Origin of the sequence: Streptomyces sp. NPDC007088 (assembly GCF_042869355.1) — a bacterium.
GTDB lineage: Bacteria > Actinomycetota > Actinomycetes > Streptomycetales > Streptomycetaceae > Streptomyces.
In genome coordinates this window covers 30,570-55,416 of the sequence record NZ_JBIAFO010000006.1, presented here as the reverse complement: position 1 = coordinate 55,416, position 24,847 = coordinate 30,570, and the positions used below count along the sequence as shown (strand labels likewise).

The window sequence follows — 24,847 nt, the reverse complement described above, 5'->3', positions numbered from 1 at the left end:
CCCCGGCGCCTTGACCAGGCGGGCGATGCCGAACCCGATGAGACCGGCGAAGGTAGAACCCCAGGGCGCGCGAGATGGTGGCAGCCGCCAAGGAGTCCGCGCCCATCACCTGGATCGGCTCCGCCGGGCGGTCGTCTCAGTCAACCTGGGCGCGGAGTCCCCGTGCGTCCGTGTCAACGCCTCCACGGGCGGCGGCAAGTCGGTAACTCTGCGGTGCATCGCCCTCCTGTTGAGCCGCAGTCCCGCGCTCGGTTCCCTGCGACAGGGCCAGGCGCTACCGGGTGCGCCGGGTGGTGACGAGTTGGCCGTTGTGGAGACGGTGGTCGAGGTCGAGCCCGCTGTCGAGCATCGCAAGGACATCGAGGTGGCGGTCGGCCGGCACGGTCGCCACCCGGCGGCGGTCGCGGGCAACGCGGATGGTCGGGTGACGCTCGCTGGGCCGTGCGACATTGACCGGGCCGTCAGGTGTCCCTTCTATCAGCCAGGTCAGCGGAGTGGTGGCGGCGCGGTTCTCGAGAAGCTGGTTGATCGGGTCGGAGGGAGTGCGGACGTAGTCGAGGAGATCCTGGATCTCATAGTCGCTCGCCCCATACTGCTGCGTCCAGCCGCCGATGTGGTGCTGGGCGGTCCACTGCCGCAGGCCGGCCGACCGGTGCCCGAGACGGGCGGCGTCGCGACCGAGGAGGTGGGCGATGCGTCGGGAGGTGATGCCGGAGGTGAGCAGGGTCAGGGCCTGCTCGGTGTCGACTCCGTGGCGGATGTGCCAGGCAGTGTGTGTGTTGAGCCTGGGCGCGCCGGGAGACAGCGCGGGGCTGGTGTTGACCAGGTTGATCAGGGCGCCGACGGTCCAGCTCAGGGCGTGCCCGAAGGCGGTGCTGATGTTGCGTACCGCCTGTTCGAGCGCCCACCCGGCAGCGACGCCGGGCTGCCAGGAAAGGGCGAGGTCGGGCATCGTGCTGCCGGAGATCCACTCGCGGAGCGCGGGGGCGATCGGGACGTTCATCTGCGTGCCCCGCGTCTCCTTGTCCTTGAAGCTCCAGGTCTTGGTGACCTCTGGGACGTGGTCGAGTAGACGGTCGAAGACCTGGTGCTCGGTGAGGAAGTCGAGGGTGCGTCGCAGCGACCATTCCTCCGGCTCGGCGAGTCGGTCGCCTCCAGTGGCGTCGTCCACCGTGTGCCGGTCGAGCAGCACGGCCAACTGGTTCGCGAGCCAGTCAAGGTAGCGGGCCGACCCCAGGCTGGTGCCGGTGGCGGCCCACCGGCCGGCCTGGGCCGGGTCGGTGATCTCGAACACGGTGGCGACCTTGTCCGCGAGGGTGAGCCACCGGCTGGTGTGCCGCCCGTTGCCTCTCTGGGACAGGGCGAACAGTGCGTCCAGGGCGTCGATGGGATTGCCCTGCGGCGCTGGCGAGGAAGCGTGGAGCTGCAGGACGAGCCAGACGAACGAGGCGAAGTCTGCGGCGATATCGTCCGCTAGCGCGAAGACTCCGTCCGCGTCCTGTCGCAGGGTGTCCTCGGCGTCGGCGAGTGCGGTCAGGGCCTCGTCGGTCAGCAGCGCGGAGACGAGACGCAACCGCTCCGGGTCGGGGTTGAGGGAGTCGAACTCGGCGGGGCGGGGCGGGTAGGGGCGAGTCAGGAAGATCCATCCCTCGCTTTCGCGGCCGGCCCGCCCGGCGCGGCCGATGGCGTTGAGGAGTTCGGCGGGGGACAGAGCGCGCTGGCCGTCGTAGGTGAGAGGGTCGCCGTCGACCTTGTGGTGGACGATGACGGTGCGCACGGGCAGGTTGACGCCGTCGGTGAGGGTACTTGTGCTGGCGATCGCCAGGAGCTCGTTGCGGCGCAGCGCGCCCTCGACGGCGTGCAGAACATCCTCGGGCAGGGCGCCGTGGTGGTAGGCGACGCCGTGCCGGGTGCAGCGCACTAGCGGGTGTTCCGTGCCGAGAGTATCGGCGAGGTAGTCGGTCAGGGCCTCGGCTTCGGACCGCTCGGGCAGGCACTCGGCGATGGCGAGTGCCGCGTCACGGGCTGCCCGCCGGGTGCCGACGACCATCAGCACGCTGCCGGCCGCGGTGAGTTCCGCGGCGCCAGCGGCAAAGACCTGGTAGTCGGCGATCCCGCCTGGCAGACGGGTCCGCGCGTTCCACCGGCCTCCGGAGCCGGCGAAACGCCGGGTGCCCACCTCTCCGGTAGTCAGTCGCGCGATGGCGGACGAGGCGGTCGGCCGGACATCGAGGAGGGTCTCGACGGGCACGGTGGCGAGCACCGGCGAGGCATGCTTCGCGGTCGGCCGTCGCTCCGACAGCTCGGCGTGCTCCGCCATGAGGTTCGGGTACATGAGCCCGTGCATCCGACGCGGGCCTCGCCAGGTGTCGGTGAAGTAGACCTCCCGTTCGGGGCGCTGCGGGTCGAGCCACGAGGCGATGTCGCCCTTGTTGCCGACCGCCGCGGACAACAGCACGAGTCGGATGTCCCTGCGCGCATGCAGCAGCGTGAGCAGGCTCTCCAGCACGAAGCCGCGCCGCCCCTGGCCCAGGTGGTGGGCCTCGTCGACGACGACCAGCCCGACCTCCGCCAGTGCTTCGGGGTTGTTGCGAATCATGTGCATGAGCCGCTCTGGGGTGACGATCTCCACGTCCCCACCGTCTGGCTCGGCCGAGGACGCCCATGGGCCTAGCGGGAACTCCGGCTGCTCCGCGGCCAGGCGCCGCCCAAGCACCCGCAGCCGACCTCGCAGCGTCCCGCGCATCTCCCGCCCCAGGCTGCGCATCGGCGACACATACACCACGCGCCCGGGGCGCTGCGCCAGGTGCGAGCAGATCACCAGCTGGGCCATCAGTGTCTTGCCCGCGCTGGTCGGTACGCTGATCAGGCTTCGTGACGTCGTCGGGTCGAGCGGGTTGCCACGCTCAAGCTTCAGGAGCTGGCGCTGCGGCGGCCAGAGCGTCATCACTGGCGGCTTCGACAGCGCGAAACTCCGCGCCACTTCCGGGGGAGTTCCCGGGGGGAGCAGCTGGTACAGACTGCTGGCCGCCATCTCCCCGCTCAGCTGGAACAGGTGCGCGGCAACCCACCGCGCCAGCCGGTCGCCTCGGCCGGCCGTCTGCGTCATCACGTCCCGCAGCAGCCGCTGCGCCGCCAGCAGATCCCGCGCCTCGCCGAACCCCAGGAACTGGTACAGGTGGAAGACGGCCTCCACGACGGCCTCTGCGGGCCCGTACATGGTCCCCGCCAGGGACTCGCGGCGCATCATTGCCCGCACCCCACGCAGCTGCCGCCTCCACGCACGCAGCGCCCGGCCCAGCTCCGGGCGGTCGAAGCCGAGGAAAACGACGCCAGCCTCTACTGCCAGGGTGCCGATGTGCCCGCGCAGTTCACCGGTGATGTCGACGAGAGCGTGGACCTGCTGGTAGACGGCGGTGGCGTTCGGGTCCTGCTCGCTGCGCCGGTACCCGGCTTGGGCGGCGAAGGCGATCTGGAGCCGCTCAGCCTCGGGTCTGCGTTCGTCGCCCAGGGCGAGGTCCATCAGGTGCGCGCTTGTGGCGAAGGCTCGCCGCACCCGCACCGCGTCGTAGCCAGGGGTCTCCGGGGCGAGCGCGGCGAGCCCGTGCAGGTACCACGCCGTGGCGAGGGTCACGTCCTCGATCTCCGGCTCACCGCGGAAGGCCGCGACCTCTAGCTCGGTCATCGTCGCCAGCAGGTCCTGTGCGCTGGGCAGCACCCCGCCCGGCCGGTGCTCGCCGAGCGCGGACGCGAGTACCTCCAGGTCTAGAGTGCGCTCCACACGTACCTCCTCACGTCCTTGGCAAAGTCTTCAAGATCGTCGATCGCTACCACCACGCCCTGCAGCGCGCCCGGGTGGGTGTGGGTGGTGAAGTGCTGGTGCGAGCGATCGAAGGCCGTGTCCGGGGTGTATGCGGCGTCGAGCGCGATACTGACCCCGCCGTTCCCCGACGCCTTCGCGTCCACCCATTGTCGGGCCATTGAGGCGACGAACTCCCGGGTGTCGGGGGCCAGCTCCCGGCCTCCCCACGAGATCTGGCCCAGGTACCGCGCCCCCCAGGTGTTCAACTGCTGCCATGCCTTGCGAATCGTGTCGCTCGGCTTCGTCTTTTCCGCGGTGAATTTCTTCATCTCCCACAACCGGAAGACGAACCCCAGCTCGCTGCCAGGCACTCGGTGGATCACCAGCCCGTCCGGCCCACTGTCCGTCACCGTCGATGAGGGCGGGTCCAGAAACTCCACGCTGAGCCCCGGCTCGGGGGGAAGGTCGCGGGTGGAGAGGTACCACAGCCATTCGCCCACGTAGCCGGTGACGCCGGTGGGATCGTTGGCCTCGAATACCGGGCCGGCGTAGAGCAGGACGTGCGCGCGATCGGGGCCGGTCAGCTGGGTGCCGGCCAGGGCACTGTCGCGCCAAAGCCGGTAGGCGAGGTCGTCCAGGTCGGCGCGAGCTCGCATGATCTCGTCGGCGATGATCCAAGCTGCCGCATCACGGTCCTCGGGTTCAGGCCCAATTGTTACCACCAAGTCCCACGGACACACCTGTCCGATCCCTTGGCTCTCTCGCTGAGTGAAGTCCACGAGGCGCCCGCCGGCGGCCCGGGCGCGCTCCATGGCCTGCAGTGCGGGTATCGCCACCCGTCCCCACCCTCGCTCCTGAGTCGGTGCCGAGTCCTGCGGCAACACGGATCACCCTACCCAGCAAGCTCTGGTCTGCGAGGGCGGCTTCTGCGTGAGCGTAGCCGTGGGCCTGCTGCGGGCGCGGCTGTCCGGGCGGGATTCAACGTCCTGCAAAGACACAGCGGAGCAGGCGACCTCGGCGCCGACGTCATAGCGGTCGCGCCCACCGGCGAGAAGCTAGTCGCGCAGTGCAAGCTCATCACGACCTCTCGACGCGTCGAAGGGGCGTCCTGTACGTGTTGAACGGCACTGCGTGTCCGGTACACGGCGCGGATTTCGTCGTGGCCGTCACCAGCCGCGAGTTCACCAAACCCGCATTGAAGTTCGCTCGGCAACACGACATCGTCCCGTCGGCAACCAGGAGCTGGCGCACTGGGCAACATGGGGCGAATCTCTGCAGGAGATCTGCGGCCTGGGCAGGTGAACGGCCTGGCCAACGCTCCACATTCACCTTGAGGATTCCCTGTCCAGGAACCGCGTAGAGTGAGCGCCCTCCACCGCCGCTAACCTTTTGTGATGCCCGACTGCTTCTCTGAGGGACACCCGGTTTGGGCTTCGGGCCGGGCAGAACGCACCGGACTTGGCGGAGAAGACGGAACCAATCACCTCGGCGGGGCCGGGGGCGAAGTGGCCGATGGGGACGTAGAGAGGTGCTCAGGGCTCGGCCACCATGAGGGTGCACGAACGAAGGCGTGTAGCCAGTACCGGCTGGTTGCCGCCTTGAACGCGCTGCTGAAGGCCAGGTCGTGTGGCTGGGCCTTGGTCATGCGCTCCCACGACCAAATGGACTTCGGCCCGCCCGACTTGGCAGAGCACGTCGACCGGAACGCAGCGGACGCGCCTCGCTGGACTACGGAGCTAGAACCGGAGGCACATGAGAACGCAATCAGCACCGGACGGGATGGGGCGTCGATGCCTCCAAGCCCGACTAGAGGACTGACCTGTCCAAGCGGCGAACTCAGGGCCTAGCGAACGCCCGTGCGGGATTCGACGGTGGACGAGCGGCTACGGAAGGAGGAGAGCTGACTGCGGCCAGGTGTCGCGTGGGAGTGGGTGCGGTTTGCTGTCCACCGCCGGCGACGGTTGTGAGCGTGAGGCCGAACAGAAGTCTGTTCATCTCCTCGCTTGTCAGCCCCAGTTCCGCAGCTACGGCGGAAGGCTTCACACCCTTTGTGCGCAGCGCCGCGAATACCTTGGTCAGCACTTGCGATGTTTCCCGCTCTCCCATGCTCTCGGGTTCGGCGGAGCGATATCCCAACCGGCTCAGTTCCGCGCAAGTCGACCTGTACTGCCAGTCCGTGAGCAGGCTCAAATCGTGCAGTCGGTACGTCAGGGCCATAGCGGAGACCTTCCAGATCCGCTTGCCGCGGATGATCTGGTCGACGTGGGCACCCGACGGCATGTGGCCTAGAACGCTTGCTCTGGGCATGAGGAACGCGGATGCGAAGGTGTTCGCCTGGCGTTCGGCTTCGGGACCCGAGCAGGCGTGCTCGCTCCCATGCATCACGAGGTGCCCGAGTTCGTGAGCGGCGTCGAAGCGGCCTCGTTCGGCCGATTTCAGGGTGTTGAGGAATACGAAGGGCACACCTTCACGCCAGACAGCGAACGCGTCGACCTCGGCGTGATCAGGGTCCAGGGAGAACACGCGCACTCCGTGGGCTTCCAGAAGGTGCACCATATTGGGTGCCGGCGCTTCCCCCAGCTCCCAGCGTGTGCGGACCATCGCGGCGGCCGTTTCCGGATCCGGCCTGCCCAGAGATGGCACGTCCACGGTTGGAAGGCGGAAGCTCTCGGCGATCCAGGCGTAAAGCGTCGCACCGAGCGTTCCTGCGGCGCGGGCGGCATCCAGCACCCGTGGTGAGGTCTTGCTGCGTGCCCGCCACGAGATTCCTTCGGCGGGGAGTTCCTCCAGTGGCGGCCCTTGGAAGAAGGCTGCGGGGAAGTCCAGGGAGGATGCCAGCTTGTTCAGGGTGGTGGAGCGCGGAGCGGTTCGCCCGGTTTCGTAGTTCGACAGGCTTTGCAGCGAGATTCCAGACCGGTCCGACAACTGGGCGAGGGTCATCCCTCTGCGCTTGCGTGCCAGTGCGATGCGGGACGGGGTCACCATGTGGGGGCTGCCTCAGCTATCGGTGGTGCCTGGTGGGGGCGGCGGACTCCGACGCCCCCACCATCGGACTCAGCGGAAATCGACAGGGATGTCGATCTCCCCAGGTCCATCATCGTTCAAAGGTTCGATTCCGTCCATCGTGAGCGCGGGAAGCGGAATCCGTCTTCCCCATTCGACCACGAATCCGTCCACGAACCTCTTAGGCCGCGACAGCTCGCAGTCGACGCGTACCGCGTCCCCGACCTTCGTGCGGTACGACAGAAGAAACCATGTCTTCAGCGCGGCGGCTTCCTCCTCGCTGAGCGACACGCCCCTGGGCCCTGCGCCCGCCACGAACAGAGCGGTCTGGACGTGTGCCACCCCCTCGCCCTCGTTGGCTTGAGTGACCTGTCCGGTGGCGGTGCCCCGGCGGCGCCCGTTCTTCGGGAACAGGCTCGCCTGGCCGGTGGCCGCGTCACCGACCATGACGCCCATCGCCATCGACCGATCAGCGTTGCAGACCAGCTCCAAGCGGCCGTGCACGAGCCGGGCCCACCCCTCGCGCTCGATATGCAGCTCTCGAATGGTGCGCACGTGGGCCTCATAGGCCCTCCGCCCCCCAGTCCCCATCGGGTCGTTGGGGACTGCTGTTCGCCGCGCCGCCTCGCCCACGCGCAGAACGTCGTGCAGGTACTCCAACCTTGTCCCCATTCCGCCAAGTTGAGCCCGAACATCGTCGGGCTCCCAGGGGGACATCGACAGGGAGAACGGCAAGAGGACCTCCGATACACGGCAGTTGACTGATGGAGACCCTACCTCAAACAAGGGCCCATCCTTATAAGATCCTGCAGCTTCATCGTTACGGACTGCGTCACTGGTTGCGAGCGAAGTGACCACCCGCGACCTGCCTTTCGCGAACCTGTGCCCTCCCCGCCACGGCGGAGGGCAGCGGTGCCCATGCGCCCGAGATAGAGGTGCCGTCGCCGGACGAGGAAGACCCGATCACGCCTTCGGCGACTACCTGACGTCGGACACCCGATGGGTTCTGAACCGCTCCTTCTGCCGTTCAGCTGACTCCCGCACGCCTTCCTCGGAGATCGCGTGCCGGGTCCCCCTCCGCCCCATTGGACGAGGTTATTTCCCTTCCCACCTGGGACGTTATTGATGTGAGAGATGAACAGGCAGCCACCCGCGAAGCGAGCCGTTTGCCGTCCTCGTCGTAGATGACGCGCTCCTCCTCGGAGGCAGCCGTCCGTACGAAGGTCCCCCGGGATCAGTCGCAGGCCGCTCGTCCAACCCTCAACCCGGCTGCCGCCCGGCGGACATTCGCAGCCGTTCACGAAGCGCTCCCTCACGCCCCGAACTGGGCGTGGAACGGCAGAGACGATCTCCGCACGCCGGGAGGGACGGCGGGGCAGATGCGGTCAGTGCTCGGTGAGGTCCCGGATGTCCCAGCCAGCGCCGGTCATTGCGTCCGCATACTTCTTGCTGCGGTCGCGGTGGGTGGCGAGCACCAGCAGGTGAGTGGGGCGTGTCGCTCCGACGAAGACGAGCTGCACGGCGGCCTGGACGCTCTTCAGTTCCCGCAGCGGGTCGCTACTCTCGGCGATCATGCGCATCGCTTCGGTCACGTCGAACTTCCGGCCTGTCTTCTCCAGGCACTCCAGGATCAGTGTTGCCGCGTGGGTCTCGCCCTTCGCGCTCTGGATGGTCCCGGGTACGGCCCGCGCCGCCGGTACTGCGGCGACGGCCGCGGGAGCGGGCCCGGGGGCCGCGCCTACCGTAGCAGCGGGGGTGAATTCCATTACATCCTGGCGTAGTTGGCAGCCGTCGAGGAGCTTCAGCTGGATGGTCAGCTGCTCGGTGGCCTCTCCCCAGCTCGCTGCGTCGAATTCGTCCGCGTTGAGGAGGAGTTCACCCAGCAGGATCCGCACCCTGCCTCCGGTCGTCGCTATTGACCTCTCCAGGCGGCTGAGGGCCGGGAGCCCGTCGCCGGTCGGTGACGAGACGGACGCGCGCACGGCGTTCCACAACTCGGTGGCCGCTTCGTAGCTGTCCGGGCCCGTTTTCCACCGGGCGCTTGCCGCGCGGGCCGCGCCGATCAGGGTGCGGTGAGCCGTCGGGGTGCTGGTCGGGGTGTATCCGGGCAGGTAGCAGGAGATCGACTGCGGGTAGACGGGTGAGGTTTTCGGGTTCTGTCGCGCGCCCAGTACACGCGGTGGACGCCGCATGAGGACGTCCTCGGGGACGGTCACAGCGGCCATGCGCTCGAAGGTCGGTACGACGTCGGACACCGTGGTCTCGTCGAACAGCAGAACCGCCACCTGGCCGTCGGGGCCGACTCCGCGGACCTGCTGGGGTCGCCGGACGGCCAGGCGGCTGGCCACGGCCGCGATCTGCGGCCCGAAGCGGCGGCTGACCGGCAGCTCCGGGGCCCCCGGCAGCGGGAACAGGGAGGCGGGCCCTCCTGCGGAGGCCGCGTCGCTATAGATGCCCTGGTTGGTGTAACCCACCCGCTGCACGACGGTGGATGAGGAAGCGAACACGAGGTCCAGCAGTTCGTGCTGGGTGGCGCTGGTGTCCTGCGTTTCGTCGAGGAGAACAAACGGGAAGCGCGTGGTGACCGCCGCGGCAATACCCGGATGTCGGGCGAGATACTCCTGGGCGATGGCGTACATGTCCTGGAAGCGGAAGACGCCCCGGCGTGCCAGAGTCCGTTTGAGGTGGTCCAGTTGCTTTCCCCCCGCGTAGCTCGGCCGGAAAAGATGCTGAGCACGCTCCAGGTCCCGTTCGGTGCGCAGCTGCACCTCCAGGTCGCCCGTACCGTGGTGACGGAGCCCGGACATGTCCCGCGTTAAGCCCGGCGCGAGCTCAACCTTCTCCGGGTCGATCTTCAGGTAGACCAGCAGCTTGGTGCGCTGCGGCGGGCACAGGCAGGCGAAGTTCCGCAGCCGCTGAAACGCCCGGTGGGTCTCGCGCTCCACGCGGTTCACGCCGTGCCCGAGCCCGAGAAGAACCTCTTCAACCGCGCCGGCCAACTCCAGCATCGCCGCGCCCTGAACGTCCTTCGTCGCCTGGGCGCAGACCGGCGCCGCGCCCGGCGTGCTGCCTGCATGCCGCCGCTCACGAAGGCTACGTTCTCAAGGCGGAGCAGGTCGCTGCCGAAGTACCGGTAGCGGACCAGGTTGATCGAGCGTCGGCGCTCGCGCACGGCATGCACGTCGTAGCGGCTGTAGTCACCGGCGACGCAGATGAGGCGTGGACCGCTCCACAGGATCTGGGACGCGGCCGTCAGACAAGGTCTCCCAAGCCAGGGGGAATGCCGCCGAAGCTCTGCCCCGCCAGAAGGATCCGGCATTCCGCTCGCCGCCACCCTGACCGGCGGCAACCACAACGACGTCACGTTGCACGGAGCGCCGAAGCTCGAACGGCCTGGTCCGCCGGACTCCGAAGGCCCATCCCCCATTTGCCTGTCCCTCGAACGAGTGCCCTTTGTGGCTCCAGTCAACTCCGCGAAGAGTGAGCGATGTTGGCCTGCGGGCCAGCCACGCTGGAAGCCTGGACGCCCGAAAGGGCAACGGCCGTCGGCACGCTGCGTCCAGCGGCCGTACGAGGCCGGTCACCGAAGGACGAAGGACCCTATCGGCAGCCACTGACAAAGCCCCATCCTTCACCATTCAACTAATTTGCATGCCTATTTTCCCGATGCTTCGATGTTCCCAATTGCCGAACTGGGCTGTATCAGATGGACGTTGACCAGCTATCACGTCCTCCGCGCTCAGCCGATTCTGGGAGGTCGATCGTGATCGAGGCGCTGTACGAACGGCTGCATGCGGCAGCCAACGCATTGTCGGAGGACAGTGCAATCCGGGTCCGGGCCGCGTATGAACCGACCAGCGGCCCGGGCGGCAGGATCTTCCCGCCGACGGTGAAGGTCAAGTCCACTGACGCGGCCGGCTATCTGATCGAGCCCCGCTACGTGGAGGGCGATGAGGTCAGGGTGGTGCTCCTAGATCAGCGTCAGTCCCAGGCGAACCGGTGCGAACAAGCGCTCCTGGGCGCGGTACGCCGTGAAGACCTGTTCCTTCCCCACCTGGAGCTGACGACGGAGGCCGGGGGGACGGCCGTATCTATCACGAGCCTGGAGGCGCCGCACCGGTCCTGCGACGCCTACTTCCGCGACTCCCAGGACGAGGGGGGAACAGCATTCGACGAGACCGAGGTCGGGGCCGCGCTGCGACGGGCGGGAGCAGCAGACCTCGGTGCCTATCTGGATCAGTCGCCGGCGGACCTGGTGTATGGCGTGTGGGACTCGCACCGTAAGCGCCGGATCCAGGTTAAGGTCCCCCGCGCCTACACCTCGGAGATGTACGGCGTCTCCCCGCTCGTGGGTGTGCGGGCGGCCGGGCGCGTGGACCGGCTGAACCTGGCTGGTGACACTGTCGCGGTCACCGAGACGGGGTGGTCTCCGCTGGATGGTGCGAAGCCGCCCCGCGGCGTCGCGTCCGCAAGGATGTCGGAGCTGGGACACGGCATGATCCCGCCCTCCGAAGGTATCGGCGGGGTCTCGGTCAAGGCGGTGCACCGGCAGGCGACGGTGTCCCTGGCGCAGCTGTCCTCGCTGCACTTCGGGAACGTCACCAAGGAGTTCACGGCCGCGGGCCGGGCGTTGCTCGCGTCCATCGCGCTCCTGGGGGACCGGCTGGCCTTCGGTGCGTCGGCTCTGCACCTGCGTTCGGGCTGCGACCTTGTCGTCGTTTCGGAGCAGGTGGAATGGGTGCAGCGGGGGCGGGGCGGGGTGCCGGAGAGGGAGCCGATGGAGTGCACGACGTCCCGCGATGCGCTGGCGCTGTTCGAGATCGCTGTGGAACGGGCCCGTAAGTCCGGGCTGGAGTGGCCGGTTGAGCCGGTCCATGTCCGCCCGAACGCGAGTCTGCAGCGCGCGATCGAAAAGTCCTACGAGATCGCCGGAATCGGCGCGGCCGAAGAGGAGTGACCTCGTGCCGTTCCGTCTTGACGTGCATCTGCTGGACAGTTCGTACCATGCCTCAACGCTGGATCGTTCCGGTGCGGAGTGGCCGCCACATCCCTATCGGCTGTTCTGTGCTCTGGTATCGGTGGCCGATGAGGATGACCCGGTCCAGAACGCGGCGCTGACGTGGTTGGAGGAGCAGCCTCCTCCCACGGTCCGGGTTCCGGCTCGGGCGGTGGAGGCCGCCGAGGCGCGTCGGGCGTGGGTGCCGACCAATGCGGTGGAGCGGAAGAAGCCTGGGCACGCGGTGCTTCCCGGACGGATCTCCGGTGGGCAGCCGAAGCAATGGCCCCAGCGCAATCTCGCGGAGCCGATGGTGAGCTTCATCTGGCCGCAGTGCCCGTCCCCGGGTGTCCATGCGGTGCTTGCGCTCCTGCTGTCCCGCATCGGCTACTTCGGCCGGGCCAGCGGGCACGCGCTTCTCACCGCCGTCAGGGTCGGCGATGAGGAGGTGACGCCCGTGGGCGAAGGGTGGCATGAGTGGTCTCCCGCTTCCCGTGAGGCCAGGAGCGTTGAGTTTCTACGTGCTCCCTATCCGGGATTCCTCACACGTCTGCGCCGCGCACATGCCGAGGGGCAGCGAGCGTTCCAGCAGGCTCGGCCCCTCGCCTATCAGCTCGTCGGCATCGAGCCTGCGGTGCCGAAGGACATGGTGGTGGAAGGCCCGTACGTCGATCTGCTCCCCTTCGCGTTCCCCTCTGGGGTTTCCCTCGACCCGTCCCTCACCCTCAAGGTCACTTCCTCGTTGCGGTCGAAGGTCAGCGGCATGCTCTCTGCGGCAGGGCACGACGTGGACCAGATGATCGCGGTGCACGGGCACAAACCTGCCGGGGACCAGCGGCACGTCTGCGCCTTCGTGGCGCTGCCGTTCGTCGGACATCGCCACGCGGACGGCCGACTGCGCGGCGTGGGCATCGCGTTGCCCCGAGATCTCGACCCGGCGCACCGCAAGGCGCTGCTCGCGGTTCTCCTCCGTCTCGGTGGCGGGCTGCGCAAGCTGTCCGTGCCGACGCTGTCCCGCCCCGTTCCCCTGTCATACGCCGGTGCGGGCGACACCGTGCAGAGCACGCTGCAAGCAGTGCGCGCGGAGCGATGGACCACCCCGTCCACCCAGTGGACGACGGCCCTGCCGATGGTCCTGGACCACTTTCCCAGAAGAACCCCGAACGGGATCGAGACATCAGTGGCGACCAGCTGCGTCCTGGCCGGATTCCCCGAGCCGCGATCGGTCGAGGTCCTGCACCGAGGCGCATACGTACCCGGCGCGCCGGAACTCCCCCCGTATGCGCTGCGCCGCAAGGCCGGCGAGCGGCCTCTCCTGAGCCGCCACGTCCGCCTGCGGTTCGCCGAGCCGGTCACCGGGCCGATCATCCTGGGCAGCAAAAAGAGCTACGGCCTTGGCCTGTGCATTCCGGTCCCCGCGCGAGAAGGAACGGCATGACCATCCCCCTTGAAGGCGCCCTGCATCTGGAGGAGTTCTCCGACTTCGTCCAGGAAGTCCGAGGACACCGGCCCTTTCCCTGGCAGACCGCATACCTGAACCGGGTCGCGGAAAGCGGCATCTGGGCCGACCTCGACATCCCCACCGGCCTCGGCAAGACCAGCACCATCGACATCTGGTGCTTCCTCCTGGCCTGGCAGCACTCCAGCGGGGCCCGGCGGACCGTGCCTGTACGGCTGTTCTTCGCTGTGGACCGACGCCTGGTCGTCGACCAGGCACACGAAAGCGCCAGCTCCCTTCAACGGGCGCTCCACGACAGCGGTGCCACTACGGTGACCGGCCGTGTCGCCCAGGCGCTGCGTGAACTTGGCGCGAGCGACACCGCCATGGAGAGCGTGCGCATGCGGGGCGGCGCCGACTGGAGCTCCCGCTGGCTGCGCTCCCCGGCTCAGCCCGCCGTCATCTCCAGCACCGTCGATCAGTACGGCAGTCGTCTGCTGTTCCGCGGCTATCACACCAGCCCGCGCATGCGCCCCATCGACGCCGCTCTGTGCGGCATGGACGCCCTCCTCGCCGTGGACGAGGCTCACATCGCGCTGCCGCTGCTGCGCACGGCCACCGACTGCGCCGCTTACCAGGCCACTGCCTCCCAACCGGACTTCGCCGGCCGTGCCGTCCAGGTCGTCAGCCTCTCCGCGACCGCTTCGGCCGCCGCGGACCGGCCCCGGCACTCGATCACCGACGCCGACCGTGCCCACCCTGTGGCCAGCCGGCGCTTGAACGCGCAGCGCCGCCTCACGCTCCTGGATGCCTCGCCGAACGTGAAGGACACGGCGGCAGCCTTCGCGCAGGCTGCCGCGCTGGCGGTCGAATCCCTGCTTCCGGTGATCGAGCGACCGGTGATCGGCGTGATCGCCAATACCATCCGCGCCGCCCGCGCCACCCATCACCTGCTGGCCCAGCGCGAGGACGCCGACACCGTGCTGCTGACCGGCCGCACACGCCCCCTCGACCGCGAGCGTCTCCTGGCCCACCCGCTGGTCACCGAACTCCTCGCCAGCGTGCAACCCGACCGCGAACGGCCGCTGATCGTCATCGCCACCCAGACCGTCGAGGTCGGCATCGACATCTCCTTCGCCGGCATGGTCACCGAGAACGCCTCCCTCGCGGCACTCATCCAGCGCCTCGGCCGTCTGGACCGCACCGGCGACCTGAACCTCGCACCCGCCATCGTCCTGCGCACCAGCACACAGACCAAGCAGAGCACCATCCCCGTCTACGGTGAGTCCGCCGAACGCACCTGGGCGCATCTGACGGAGAAGGCGCCCACCGTCATAATGTCCGGACTCAAGGCTCCTTCACTGGCCGGAGTTCTTGCCGAGGGCCTGCTCGTCAATCCTGTAACCCTGCCCGCGCTGCTCGCGGACGTGGACACCAGCGTCCTCAACGTGGAGCCGCCCCTCATCCCTGTAGTCCATCGCACCCTCGTCGACTCCTGGACCCGCACCAGCCCCGCCCCAGTCCCCGACCAGGCGCCAGCCCCGTTCCTCCATGGCCTGGACACCTCACCCGAAGACGTCCTCGTGCTCTGGCGCGCCGACCTTCACGAGACCGACGGACAGCCCGACTTCGCACAATGGGCCACCCGCATGAGCCAGACCCCGCCCCACGCCGGCGAAACAGTCGCGATCCCCGCCCGGCAACTGCGCCGCTTCCTCACCTGCGCCCCCGCCGACGACGACACCAGCGACCTCGAAGGCACGACGCCCACCCTCGACACGGCTCCCACGGCCCAGAGGCAACCGGCACCCACTATGTCGCCGGTGCTGCGTTACGACGACCGCGAGAACCAGTGGCTGCCAGCCACCGAGCCCCGCGAAATCCGGCCCGGTAGCACCGTAGTCCTGCCCGCACGCTACGGAGGCCATGACGCCTACGGCTGGACCGGCACTCGCGACCAACCGGTCACCGACCTCGGCGACTACCCCACCACGGACACCGCGCCCACCCGAATCGACGCCCACGTCCTCACTCCCCGAACCACCGGCGAAGACTCGGTCACCGTCCGCCTCACGACAGCGACCGCCCACGCAGCCCAACGGCTGCGCGTTGAGGACCCGGATGAGACCACCGGCATCGTCAACGAACTCCTGGACGTCCTCCTCGCCGCCCCGGTTTCCCTCCTCGGTGGGCCGTATGCCGACCTGGCCCAGAACCGTCTGCACCGCCTGCGCACTGTCGAGCGGTGGACCACGGCACCCACCGGCCGCACCGAGGAACAAGGGCATGTTGTCCTCGACCCAGAAGACCTCTGCCGCCTCGTCCTCATCCCTGCACGGCCGCCACGCGGACAGCGCGAACGGACCCCAGGCATCGCCGACGACGCCTCCGACGCAAGCTCGCTGACCCGCCCCGTTTCGCTGTCACAACACAGCGTCGCCGTCGCCGAACGCGCCGGCGCCTTCGCCACGGCCCTGCGCCTGCCTCCCCCGCTCATCGACGCCCTCCGGGCCGCAGGACACGCCCACGACTGTGGAAAATCACACCGCCGGTTCCAATGCATGCTCTGCGCCGGAGACAGACTCCTGGCCGAAATCCTGGACGAACCCCGCGCGAAATCCGGGATGGACCCCGCCGATCACCACGCGCGCCGCCGCGCAGCCCAACTCGCGCAGTGGAATCCAGACATGCGACACGAAGCGATCAGCGCGCTCGCCGTCACCGCCTGGCTGGACACCCGCCCCGACCACCCCCGGGGTGACGACGACCACCTGGTGCTCCACCTCGTCGCCGCACACCACGGCCACGCCCGCCCGCTCCTTCCCCCCATGACCGACCCCGCCCCGGAGAAGGTGACGTGCACCATGCCCGACCAACAACAGGTCATCGTCGACAGCGCCGACATGGGCACCGACTGGACCGGCCCCGACCGGTTCCACACACTCAACCGCCGCTACGGGCCCTGGGGACTGGCCCTGCTCGAAGCCACCCTCCGTCTCGCCGACATGGCCTGCTCCGAGGAAGGAACCTGACCATGACCCGCCATTCCCTCGAACTCCCCGCCCTCTACGGCAGCTCACCCCTCGGGTTCCTCGCCGCTCTCGGCACCCTCCACCTCACCCACCACATGCTCGATCAAGCCCCGCAACTCTCCTGGGCTGGCCCGGACGCACCAGCCATCCTCCACACACACCAGCCCCTCACCCACGACAGCCTCGCCGACCTCCTGGCAACCCAACTGCCCATCCAGCCCGAGAAGGACGCCCTGGCCCTCGCCCCCGGCATCCTCGACCAGCCCCGTTCATCCGGCCCGGGCGCACCCAACGACCCCCTCCGCATGCCCCTCCCCGAAGCCCTCGCTCACCTCCGCGCCCACGCCCAGGCGGAACGCGACCACAACGACAACCACGCCCACTGGTTCACCTCGCTGATCAACACGCTCAGCGCCAGCCCCGGCAAAACCGAAGACACCACCGCACCGAAGAGGACAACGAAAGACAGCTCCCAGGCCCTCTACACCCGTACAACCCCGCTCTTCGGGCGGACCGGCCGCATGACCCTCCCGAGCAGCTGGGCCACCGCCGCCCAACACTGCATCAACAACCCCAACCACCTCCACGCAGCCCTCACCAACTGGAAGCGAGTCGACGGCTACGCCGGCGCCAACCTCGACCACAGCTCCCTCGGCGACGCCCACATGGTCAGCCACGGCAAACCCACCCAACAAGGCGTCCCCGGAGCAACCTGGCTCGCCCTCCACGGCTTCGCCGCCATCCGCCTCATCGGCAACACCAACCACCCCCAAGCCACAAGCTGGAACACCACCACTAACGCCTTCACATGGCCCACCTGGCACCCGCCCCTCACCACCACCGCACTCACCACCCTCCTCGAACACTCAGCCATCCGCACCCCCTCCAAACCAGCGGTCCTCGAAAACCTAGGCGTCACCGCGATCTACACCGCACAACGCACCCGTCTCCTCCAAGGCGACGGACCGCTCTCCCCAGGACAGCGCGTCACCCACAGATCTCGGAACCACAGGCACCCCACGAGATGCGCCACCACTCCGAAGCGAAATGACCGAAATGCCTATACCATGCATCCATGATCATGGTCGGCCCGGTTCGCTCCCCCGGAGCGTTGCAGGCTGGGCGGGCCAACACCCCGGACTCCGTCCGGAGCACCACTGCGGCGACGTCGTCCGGCACATCTGTGCGCACCTCCAGAGCAACACTCCGGATTCCGTCCGGAGCACCACTGCGGCACGTTAGTCACGTCACCCAGGCCACCGGTAAAGTTACTGACACTCCGGGTTCCGACCGGAGCACCACTACGGCGGCCTGGTCGTGTCTGGCCCGCTTCGCGCCGTTCACCAACACTTCGGGTGGCGACTGGAGCACCAGTACGGCACTACGACTTTCGAGTTGCGGCAAGGCATGGCGCTCCAACACTCCGGAGACCATCCGGAGCACCACTACGGTGGCGAGACAGAGATGTCGCTCGTACAGGCGATCGCGCCAACACTTCAGGTTTCCCCCGGAGCACCACTGCGGCTTGCGCTTGCGGAGGCTACGCGTCACCCTCGCGCACCAGCACTCCCGGTTTCCCTCCGGAGCACCACTGCGGCAGCGTCCCAGCGGTGTGGCCCACGCCAGCATTCGTCAACCACTCCGGACTCCGACCGGAGCACATCTCCGGCCACCGGTTGGCCGGGTTGAGCTTGCAGTCGAACGGCCAATACTCCGGGTTGCAACCGGAGCACTACTTCGGCACTGTCTGGCGCAAGGGCACCGCGATCAAGGCCGTCCCAAACCTCCGGGGTGCGCCCGGACACCCCGCGGTGTGAGCCCGTACGCGGCGTACAGCACACCCCGGTCCAACGCTCCGGGTTCCGTCCGGAGCGCCACTGCGGCAAGTCTGGCAAGCCGGGGACCATCAAACCCAAGGCGACCAACACTCCGGGGGCCCGACCAGAGCCCTACTGCGGCGACGCCCTGGCCACGCCCATGTGCTCCGGTCTTCCAACACTCCGGATCGCGTCCGGAGCACCACTTCGGCACGTCGATCAGCGCGATATCGCTGATGACATTCCACCCCAACCCTCCGGATTCTGTCCGGAGCACCACTGCGGCGTCGCGACTGCCGGAAGCAGTCCACCGGACCAGGACGCCAGCACTCCGGATTTCATCCAGAGCACCACTGCGGCCCGTCGCTTGCCGGTCAGCAACTCCCCAAACCGTCCCAGCACTCCGGATTCCGTCCGAAGCATCACTGCGGCTATGTGTTCGTCGAGTACGACGACCCCGCGACGCTGCCAGCACTCCGGATCACCTCCGGAGCACCACTACGGCCTCATGAGGTAGGTGCCGTCGCCCTTGATCCACCACTAACACTCCGGGTTTCCTCCGGTGCACCGCTACAGCTCCTTGACGTCCAGGGGGTACAGAGCCGGAAAGAGGCCAACACCCCAACTTCGCGTAAAGCGCCACTGCGGCAGCGCAATCGGCGGAGCCCGGAGATCAAATCCCCCGCCCATCCGGCAATTCGTTCGACCAGAGCTGAGCCCCGCCAACACTCCGGATTCCGACCGGAGCACCACCGCGGCGACCTCGACACCAAGCCTGGCGACGTCGGCCCGGACCCCAGCCGCCGGATCCCGTCCGGAGCACCACTGCGGCACGGTCACCCCGCTCGTGGAGACGTCCACGCCGGACCCAACACTCCGGACCCCGTCCGGAGCACCACAGCGGCCACAGGTTTAGGAGGATGTGGTTCTCGATCTCCTGCCAGCACTCCGGATTCCGTCCGGAGCACCACCGCGGCTGCTACCTGACGGGCTGGTTTGCCGGCCAACCGTTTCAGCACTCCGGATTCCGTCTGGAGCACCACTGCGGGAGGATGATCGTCACGGCGGTGATGGCGTGGGCAGACTGACACTCCGGGGTCTGACCGGAGCACCACTGCGGGGACTACGGACAGGTGAAGCAAGCCCGCAGCCGGGTTCCGGCGCTCCGGGGTTTAACCGGAGCAACACTGCGGGCGGGCGACGGGGACCAGCCAGCTATCCCTGCCGACACTCCGGGTTCCGACCGCAGCACCACCACGGCGGCGCGATCGTCCGAGTCCTGGGAACGGAATCCGCGACCGACACTCCGGGTTCCCTCCGGAGCACCACTTCGGCAGGATAATGGAATTGCCCTGCCGCGACGGGGCGAGCCCAACACTCCGGATCCCGTCCCGGAGCACCATTGCGGCAGGTCAGCAAGGTGGACGACGATGCCGGACAGCTTGCCAACACTCCGGATCCGTCCGGAGCACCACTACGGCAGCGACTCCTTGACCATTACTGCCGGGACCACGACACCAACACTCTGGATCCCGTCCGGAGCACTACTGCGGATCCTCGACGTCGAGGCAGTACAGGACCGGAAAGACACCGACACTCCGGATTGCCTCCGGAGCACCACTACGGCTTCGATTCCCTCATGGCGCCAGCGCTACGAGAGCTTCCAACACCCGGCTCCCGGTCGGAGCACCACTGCGGCTATCGGGGTGGGAAAGATCGTAGCGGCGACGTTGTCCAACACTCCGGATCCTGGCCGGAGCACCACTGCGGCGTCCAGACGTTGCAGTCGTACGCGCGCGGGGTCCTGCCCAACACTCCGGGTCCCGTCCGGAGCACCACTGCGGCGCCGAGCCGCCCACTGGCGGAGAGGCATACATCCCCCACCACTCCGGATTCGTCCGGAGCACCACTGCGGCGGCCCAGGCCGACCGAAGGCATTGCCCCGGATGCGCCAACACTCCGGGTTTCCTCCCGAGCACCACTGCGGCGGCAAGACAGAGATGTCGCTCGTACAGGCGATCGCGCCGACACTCCGGGTTTCCCCCGGAGCACCACTGCGGCATCGCCCGTGTCGCGACCGGCGACTACGATGCCGTGCCAGCACTCCGGATTCCGTCCGGAGCACCACTGCGGGGGCGTGCAGGCGCTTGGCCTCCTCGCGCTGCTCCTCCAGCACTCCGGATTCCGTCCGGAGCACCACTGCGGGGTGGTAATCGACTTCGAGGGGATCACCCCCGCCGGTCCAGCACTCCGGATTCCGTCCGGAGCATCACTGCGGCTGCCTGGCCGTCCGACCGATGGGCGTCCGGGTCGGCTCCCGCACTCAGATGGCGAACACCAGGACGTCGTTCCCAGCGCTCCGGATTCCACTACGGCGCGAACAGCTACGGGACGGAAACTGGACGCTTCCTTCCAAGCACCTGTACAGAGCCGAAAGACATCCGTCAGTTGTGGGAGTCCCCTGGGACTTTTCTGGGACTTCCGGCCCCATCAAGCGGCACGAACGTGAAATAGCCGAAAGGTCATTCGCGCAGGTCAGCGACCGCCAACCGCTCATCGCGGCAGGTCACCGCACTCGCTGGTCTCTTCCGGGACATCTGATCTGCACGATCCGGCGGGCCCCGCATTGAGCGTCACCAGCCCTCGGCGTCACATCGTCGCTCGCACCTTTGACGCCACCTGACCTGCCCAATGCGCACCTGACATCCCATCAGAACGAGCGTCAAATGAGCGTCACGAGCGTCATTTCAGCGTCAAGATATCGCCCGTAACGCCCACACCGCACATAATGCGCACGGGCAAAACCGCAGGTCAAGAGCACTTTGCGGCCGGTTCAAGGATGGCGACGCACTCGACATGGTGCGTCATCGGAAAGAGGTCGAAGGCCCGCAGGGTGCGGACCTTGTAGCCGCCGTCCTTGAAGTAGGCGAGGTCGCGGGCCAGGGCGGCCGGGTCGCAGGCGATGTAGGCGATGCGGCGGGCGCCGAGGGTGGTGAGGTGGCGGACTGTCTGTTTGCCGGCGCCCGCGCGGGGCGGGTCGAGGACGACGAGGTCGGCCTCGGTGATTCCGGTGCGCGGGAGGACCTGATCGACCTTGCCCTGTTCGATGCGGACGCGGTCGAAGTCGCGGAGGTTGTGGCGGGCGTCCTCGACGGCGCGCTTGGAGGTTTCGATGCCGAGGACGGCGCCCTTCTCGCCGACCCGGTCGGCCAGCGCTCCGGCGAACAGGCCGACGCCGCAGTACAGGTCGAGCGCCGTCTCGCCCTTGCGCGGCATGAGGCCCTGCATCGCGGCGAGCACCAGGGTGTCGGCGGCCTTCGGGTGGACCTGCCAGAAGCCGCCGTTGCCGACGCGCCAGGTGTGCTCGGCGGCGCGTTCGCGGACGAAGGCGCGGCCGTGGACGCGGTGGACGCCGCCGTCGTGTTCCTCGACCCGCAGGACGGAGACCGGCCGGTCGAGCTCGACGAGGGGCAGCCGTGCGCCGGGCCTCGGGGTGAGGACGACCTGGCGGTCACTCGAACCGGAGGCGGCGATGGCCTCGACGGTGTCCATTCCGGACCAGTCGCGGCTCTCGATGCCGAGTTCACTCACGCCCTCGGCGGCGATCATGCAGTGCTCGACCGGCTCGACCTCGTGCGAACGGTGCTTGCGCAGGCCCGCGTTGCCGTCGGCGTCGATCGCGTACTGGACGCGGGTGCGCCAGGCGGGCACCTGTCCGGCGGGGAGTTTGTCGCCCTCGGCCGGCATCACGGTGCCGTCCCAGCCGGCCTGCTCGGGGGTGAGACCGGCGAGGCGTTCCAGTTGTTCCGCGATGACCTCGCCCTTGAGGCGGCGCTGCGCACCCGGCTTCGCGTGCTGCCAGTCGCAGCCTCCGCAGCGGCCGGGGCCGGCGTAGGGGCAGGGCGCGGGGACGCGGTCCTTGGAGGGGTCGAGGATCTCGACCGCGTCGGCGCGCAGGAAGCGGGAGTCCTCTCCGCCCTCGGTGACGCGGGCCACGACGCGCTCCCCGGGCAGCGCGTGCCGGACGAACAGGACCCGCCCGCCCTCGGTGCGGGCGACACAGTGGCCGCCGTGGGCGACGGGGCCGACCTCGACCTCGTACTCCTCCCCCACCAGTTCGTCCCCGGCCTGCGGTTTCCTCGGTTCTGCCTGCATGGGTGGGGTGACTCCAGAGTGCTTGGGGGTGCGTGCGCCGCGGCGGCGGGACAACAGCCGTCCAGTCTACGGCTCCGCGCGGACACCTCTTACCGACCGTAAAGCACCGGGAGACCGGGGGCCGGGAGACCGGGGACCCAGAGACCGCGGGGGCCTCTTCCCTTACGGCCTCCCCGGGCCACACGGCCTCCGTGGGACTCACGCCCTCCCGGGCCTCAGCCTCACATCGACCACGGGGCCCTCCCGCATCTCCCGGACTCCCGGACTTCCGCCCCGTCGCGGCGGTGCGTGAGCCGCTCAGTCCCCGCTGTGGCCGCCGCCCTTCCCGGTCGGCTCCTTCTCCTTCGGCCGGCGTTCCACCGGGCCTCGTCGTACCGCTCCGGGCGCCGTCCAGTTCTGGCGCCTGCGGACGCGGCGCTTGGCCACCTCGGAGGACTCCAGCTGGTAGGCGACGGAGGTCACCATGACGCCGGGGGTGAACAGCAGGCGGCCCTTGAGGCGCAGGGCGCTCTGGTTGTGCAGCAGGTGTTCGTACCAGTGGCCGACGACGTACTCGGGGATGATCACGCTCACGATGTCGCGCGGGTTCTCCTTGCGCAGCCGCTTCACGTACTCCATGACGGGGCGGGTGATCTCGCGGTACGGGGAGTCGAGGATCTTGAGCGGGACCTCGATGCCGCGCCGGTCCCATTCGGCGCGCAGCGCCTTCGTCTCCTCCGGGTCCACCATGATGCTGAGCGCTTCGAGGGAGTCGGAGCGCATGATCTTCGCGTAGCCCAGGGCGCGCATGGTGGGGCGGTGCAGGCGCGAGACGAGGACGATGGAGTGGACCCGGGAGGGGCGGACGATGTCCTCGCGGCTGGGTTCGTCGGCGAGGGCGATCTCCTCGGAGACCCGGTCGTAGTGCTTGCGGATCGCGGTCATCGTCCCGTAGAAGATGACCATGCCGAGGACGGCGACCCAGGCCCCGTGGGTGAACTTGGTGAGCAGGACGATGACGAGCACCATGCCGGTCAGGAAGGCGCCGAAGGCGTTGATCGCGCGGGAGCGGATCATGTGCCGGCGCTTGGCCTGGTCGCGTTCGGTGGTGAGGTGCCGGTTCCAGTGCCGGACCATGCCGATCTGGCTGAGCGTGAAGGACACGAAGACGCCGACGATGTAGAGCTGGATCAGGCGCGTGGAGTCCGCCCCGTAGATCGCGAGCAGCAGGACGGCGGCCCCGGCCAGCAGCACGATGCCGTTGGAGAAGGCGAGGCGGTCGCCGCGGGTGTGCAGCTGGCGGGGCAGGTAGCGGTCCTGGGCGAGGATCGAGCCGAGCAGCGGGAATCCGTTGTACGCGGTGTTCGCGGCGAGGAAGAGGACGAGCGCCGTGGCGGCGGCGAGCACCACGAAGAAGAAGGTGCCGTCGCCGAAGACGGCGGAGGCGACCTGGGTGATCACCGGGTTCTGCACGTAGTCGCCGCCCACCGGGGAGCCGTCCCGGAACAGGTCCTTCGCGGGGTTCTCCGCCATGTGCACGTCGGAGGCGGCGGCGAGGCCGATGATCCCGCAGAACATGGTGACGGCCAGGCCGCCCATGAGGGCGAGGGTCGTCGCGGCGTTCCTGCTCTTGGGCTTGCGGAAGGCGGGGACGCCGTTGCTGATGGCCTCGACCCCGGTGAGCGCCGCGCAGCCCGAGGAGAAGGCGCGCAGCAGGAGGAAGACGAGCGCGAAGCCGGCGAGCCCCTTGTGCTCGGGCTTGATGGTGTAGTCGGCGGTCGGTGAGGCGAGGGTCTCGTTCAGCAGGAGACCGCGCACGACCCCCCAGATGATCATGAGGAAGACGCCGCCGACGAAGATGTACGTGGGGATGGCGAAGAGCTTGCCGGACTCGCGCACCCCGCGCAGGTTCATCACGGTGAGCAGGGCGACGACCACGACCGCGCACAGCACCTTGTGCTGCACGACGAAGGGGATGGCGGAGCCGAGGTTCTCGACGCCCGAGGCGATGGACACCGCCACGGTCATCACGTAGTCGACGAGCAGGGCGCTCGCGACGGTCAGACCGGCTTTCGGGCCGAGGTTGGTGGTCGCGACCTCGTAGTCGCCTCCCCCGCTCGGGTAGGCGTGGACGTTCTGCCGGTAGGAGGCGACGACCGTGAACATCAGGACGACGACCGCGACCGCGATCCACGGGCTGAAGTGGTACGCCGACACGCCGGCGATCGACAGGACAAGCAGCACCTCGCCCGGGGCGTAGGCCACGGAGGACAGCGGGTCGGAGGCGAAGACAGGGAGGGCGATGCGCTTGGGTAGGAGCGTTTCTCCCAGCTTGTCGCTGCGGAGCGCGCGCCCGATAAGAAGGCGTTTGGGCACGTCGGTCAGTTTGGACACGGAGAGGATCGTAAGGGTTCGAACGCGGGGGCGCCCACCCACCACCCCAGTCCTGGCGAACTCCTAACGCCTTGGGCGGCGTGTCGCCGGTGTCGCCCGGGGCGGCGTGTCGCCGGGCGCCCGCACGGCGGCGGGCGCACGTGTGTAGCTTGGCCCCCTGTCTGAGATCCTGTGGGGACTCGGCGCCCGGGTGCGGGACTCCGCCCCGCCACGCGTCGGGGACACCGCGAA

General features: G+C 68.5%; 11 protein-coding genes and 1 pseudogene. 4 read left to right on the top strand and 8 right to left on the bottom strand.

Translation table 11 applies throughout. The annotated features are described in order from the left end of the window. Nucleotides 1–274: 274 nt before the first annotated feature. From ACFYMP_RS11650 to ACFYMP_RS11625, 6 genes and pseudogenes are all read right to left on the bottom strand, one after another. Nucleotides 275–3,781 (bottom strand): DEAD/DEAH box helicase, encoded by a 3,507-nt coding sequence (locus ACFYMP_RS11650; protein WP_388854430.1) that lies wholly within the window; start codon nucleotides 3,779–3,781, stop codon nucleotides 275–277. Further along, on the bottom strand, nucleotides 3,766–4,638 hold the full coding sequence (locus tag ACFYMP_RS11645) for a hypothetical protein (RefSeq protein WP_388854428.1): 873 nt from the start codon (nucleotides 4,636–4,638) through the stop codon (nucleotides 3,766–3,768). The genes ACFYMP_RS11650 and ACFYMP_RS11645 overlap by 16 nt, the downstream gene beginning before the upstream one ends. 1,000 nt (nucleotides 4,639–5,638) lie before the next feature. Continuing rightward, a complete protein-coding gene (locus tag ACFYMP_RS11640; protein WP_388854425.1) occupies nucleotides 5,639–6,787 on the bottom strand; it encodes a helix-turn-helix domain-containing protein in 1,149 nt (382 codons plus the stop codon). 69 nt (nucleotides 6,788–6,856) lie between these two features. Next, on the bottom strand, nucleotides 6,857–7,360 hold the full coding sequence (locus tag ACFYMP_RS11635) for a hypothetical protein (protein WP_359967525.1): 504 nt from the start codon (nucleotides 7,358–7,360) through the stop codon (nucleotides 6,857–6,859). A gap of 830 nt (nucleotides 7,361–8,190) precedes the next feature. Continuing rightward, complete coding sequence (locus tag ACFYMP_RS11630; RefSeq protein WP_388855142.1) at nucleotides 8,191–9,498, bottom strand: UvrD-helicase domain-containing protein; 1,308 nt, start codon at nucleotides 9,496–9,498, stop codon at nucleotides 8,191–8,193. A gap of 12 nt (nucleotides 9,499–9,510) precedes the next feature. Further along, nucleotides 9,511–10,061, bottom strand: a pseudogene (locus tag ACFYMP_RS11625) (transporter); the annotation flags it as partial. 507 nt (nucleotides 10,062–10,568) lie between these two features. Between ACFYMP_RS11625 and cas7u the strand changes: the two are divergent. From cas7u to ACFYMP_RS11605, 4 genes are read left to right on the top strand one after another with little or no spacing between them, the layout of a single operon-like run. Beyond that, a complete protein-coding gene (cas7u, locus tag ACFYMP_RS11620) occupies nucleotides 10,569–11,762 on the top strand; it encodes a type I-U CRISPR-associated RAMP protein Csb1/Cas7u (RefSeq protein ID WP_359967531.1) in 1,194 nt (397 codons plus the stop codon). Nucleotides 11,763–11,766: 4 nt separating this feature from the next. Beyond that, nucleotides 11,767–13,239 carry a type I-U CRISPR-associated protein Csb2 gene (csb2, locus tag ACFYMP_RS11615; protein ID WP_388854420.1) on the top strand — a complete coding sequence of 491 codons (1,473 nt, stop codon included), beginning with the start codon at nucleotides 11,767–11,769 and terminating at the stop codon, nucleotides 13,237–13,239. Then, nucleotides 13,236–16,271: a type I-U CRISPR-associated helicase/endonuclease Cas3 gene (gene cas3u / locus ACFYMP_RS11610; RefSeq protein ID WP_388854417.1), complete on the top strand. Its 3,036-nt coding sequence runs from the start codon at nucleotides 13,236–13,238 to the stop codon at nucleotides 16,269–16,271. The genes csb2 and cas3u overlap by 4 nt, the downstream gene beginning before the upstream one ends. Before the next feature lie 2 nt (nucleotides 16,272–16,273). After that, nucleotides 16,274–17,350 (top strand): hypothetical protein, encoded by a 1,077-nt coding sequence (locus ACFYMP_RS11605; RefSeq protein ID WP_388854414.1) that lies wholly within the window; start codon nucleotides 16,274–16,276, stop codon nucleotides 17,348–17,350. A gap of 3,549 nt (nucleotides 17,351–20,899) precedes the next feature. Here ACFYMP_RS11605 and ACFYMP_RS11600 read toward each other — a convergent pair. Further along, nucleotides 20,900–22,243: a class I SAM-dependent RNA methyltransferase gene (locus tag ACFYMP_RS11600; RefSeq protein ID WP_388854411.1), complete on the bottom strand. Its 1,344-nt coding sequence runs from the start codon at nucleotides 22,241–22,243 to the stop codon at nucleotides 20,900–20,902. A gap of 297 nt (nucleotides 22,244–22,540) precedes the next feature. Further along, nucleotides 22,541–24,616, bottom strand: a complete 2,076-nt coding sequence (locus tag ACFYMP_RS11595) for an APC family permease (protein ID WP_388854408.1) — start codon at nucleotides 24,614–24,616, stop codon at nucleotides 22,541–22,543. Nucleotides 24,617–24,847 lie beyond the last annotated feature (231 nt).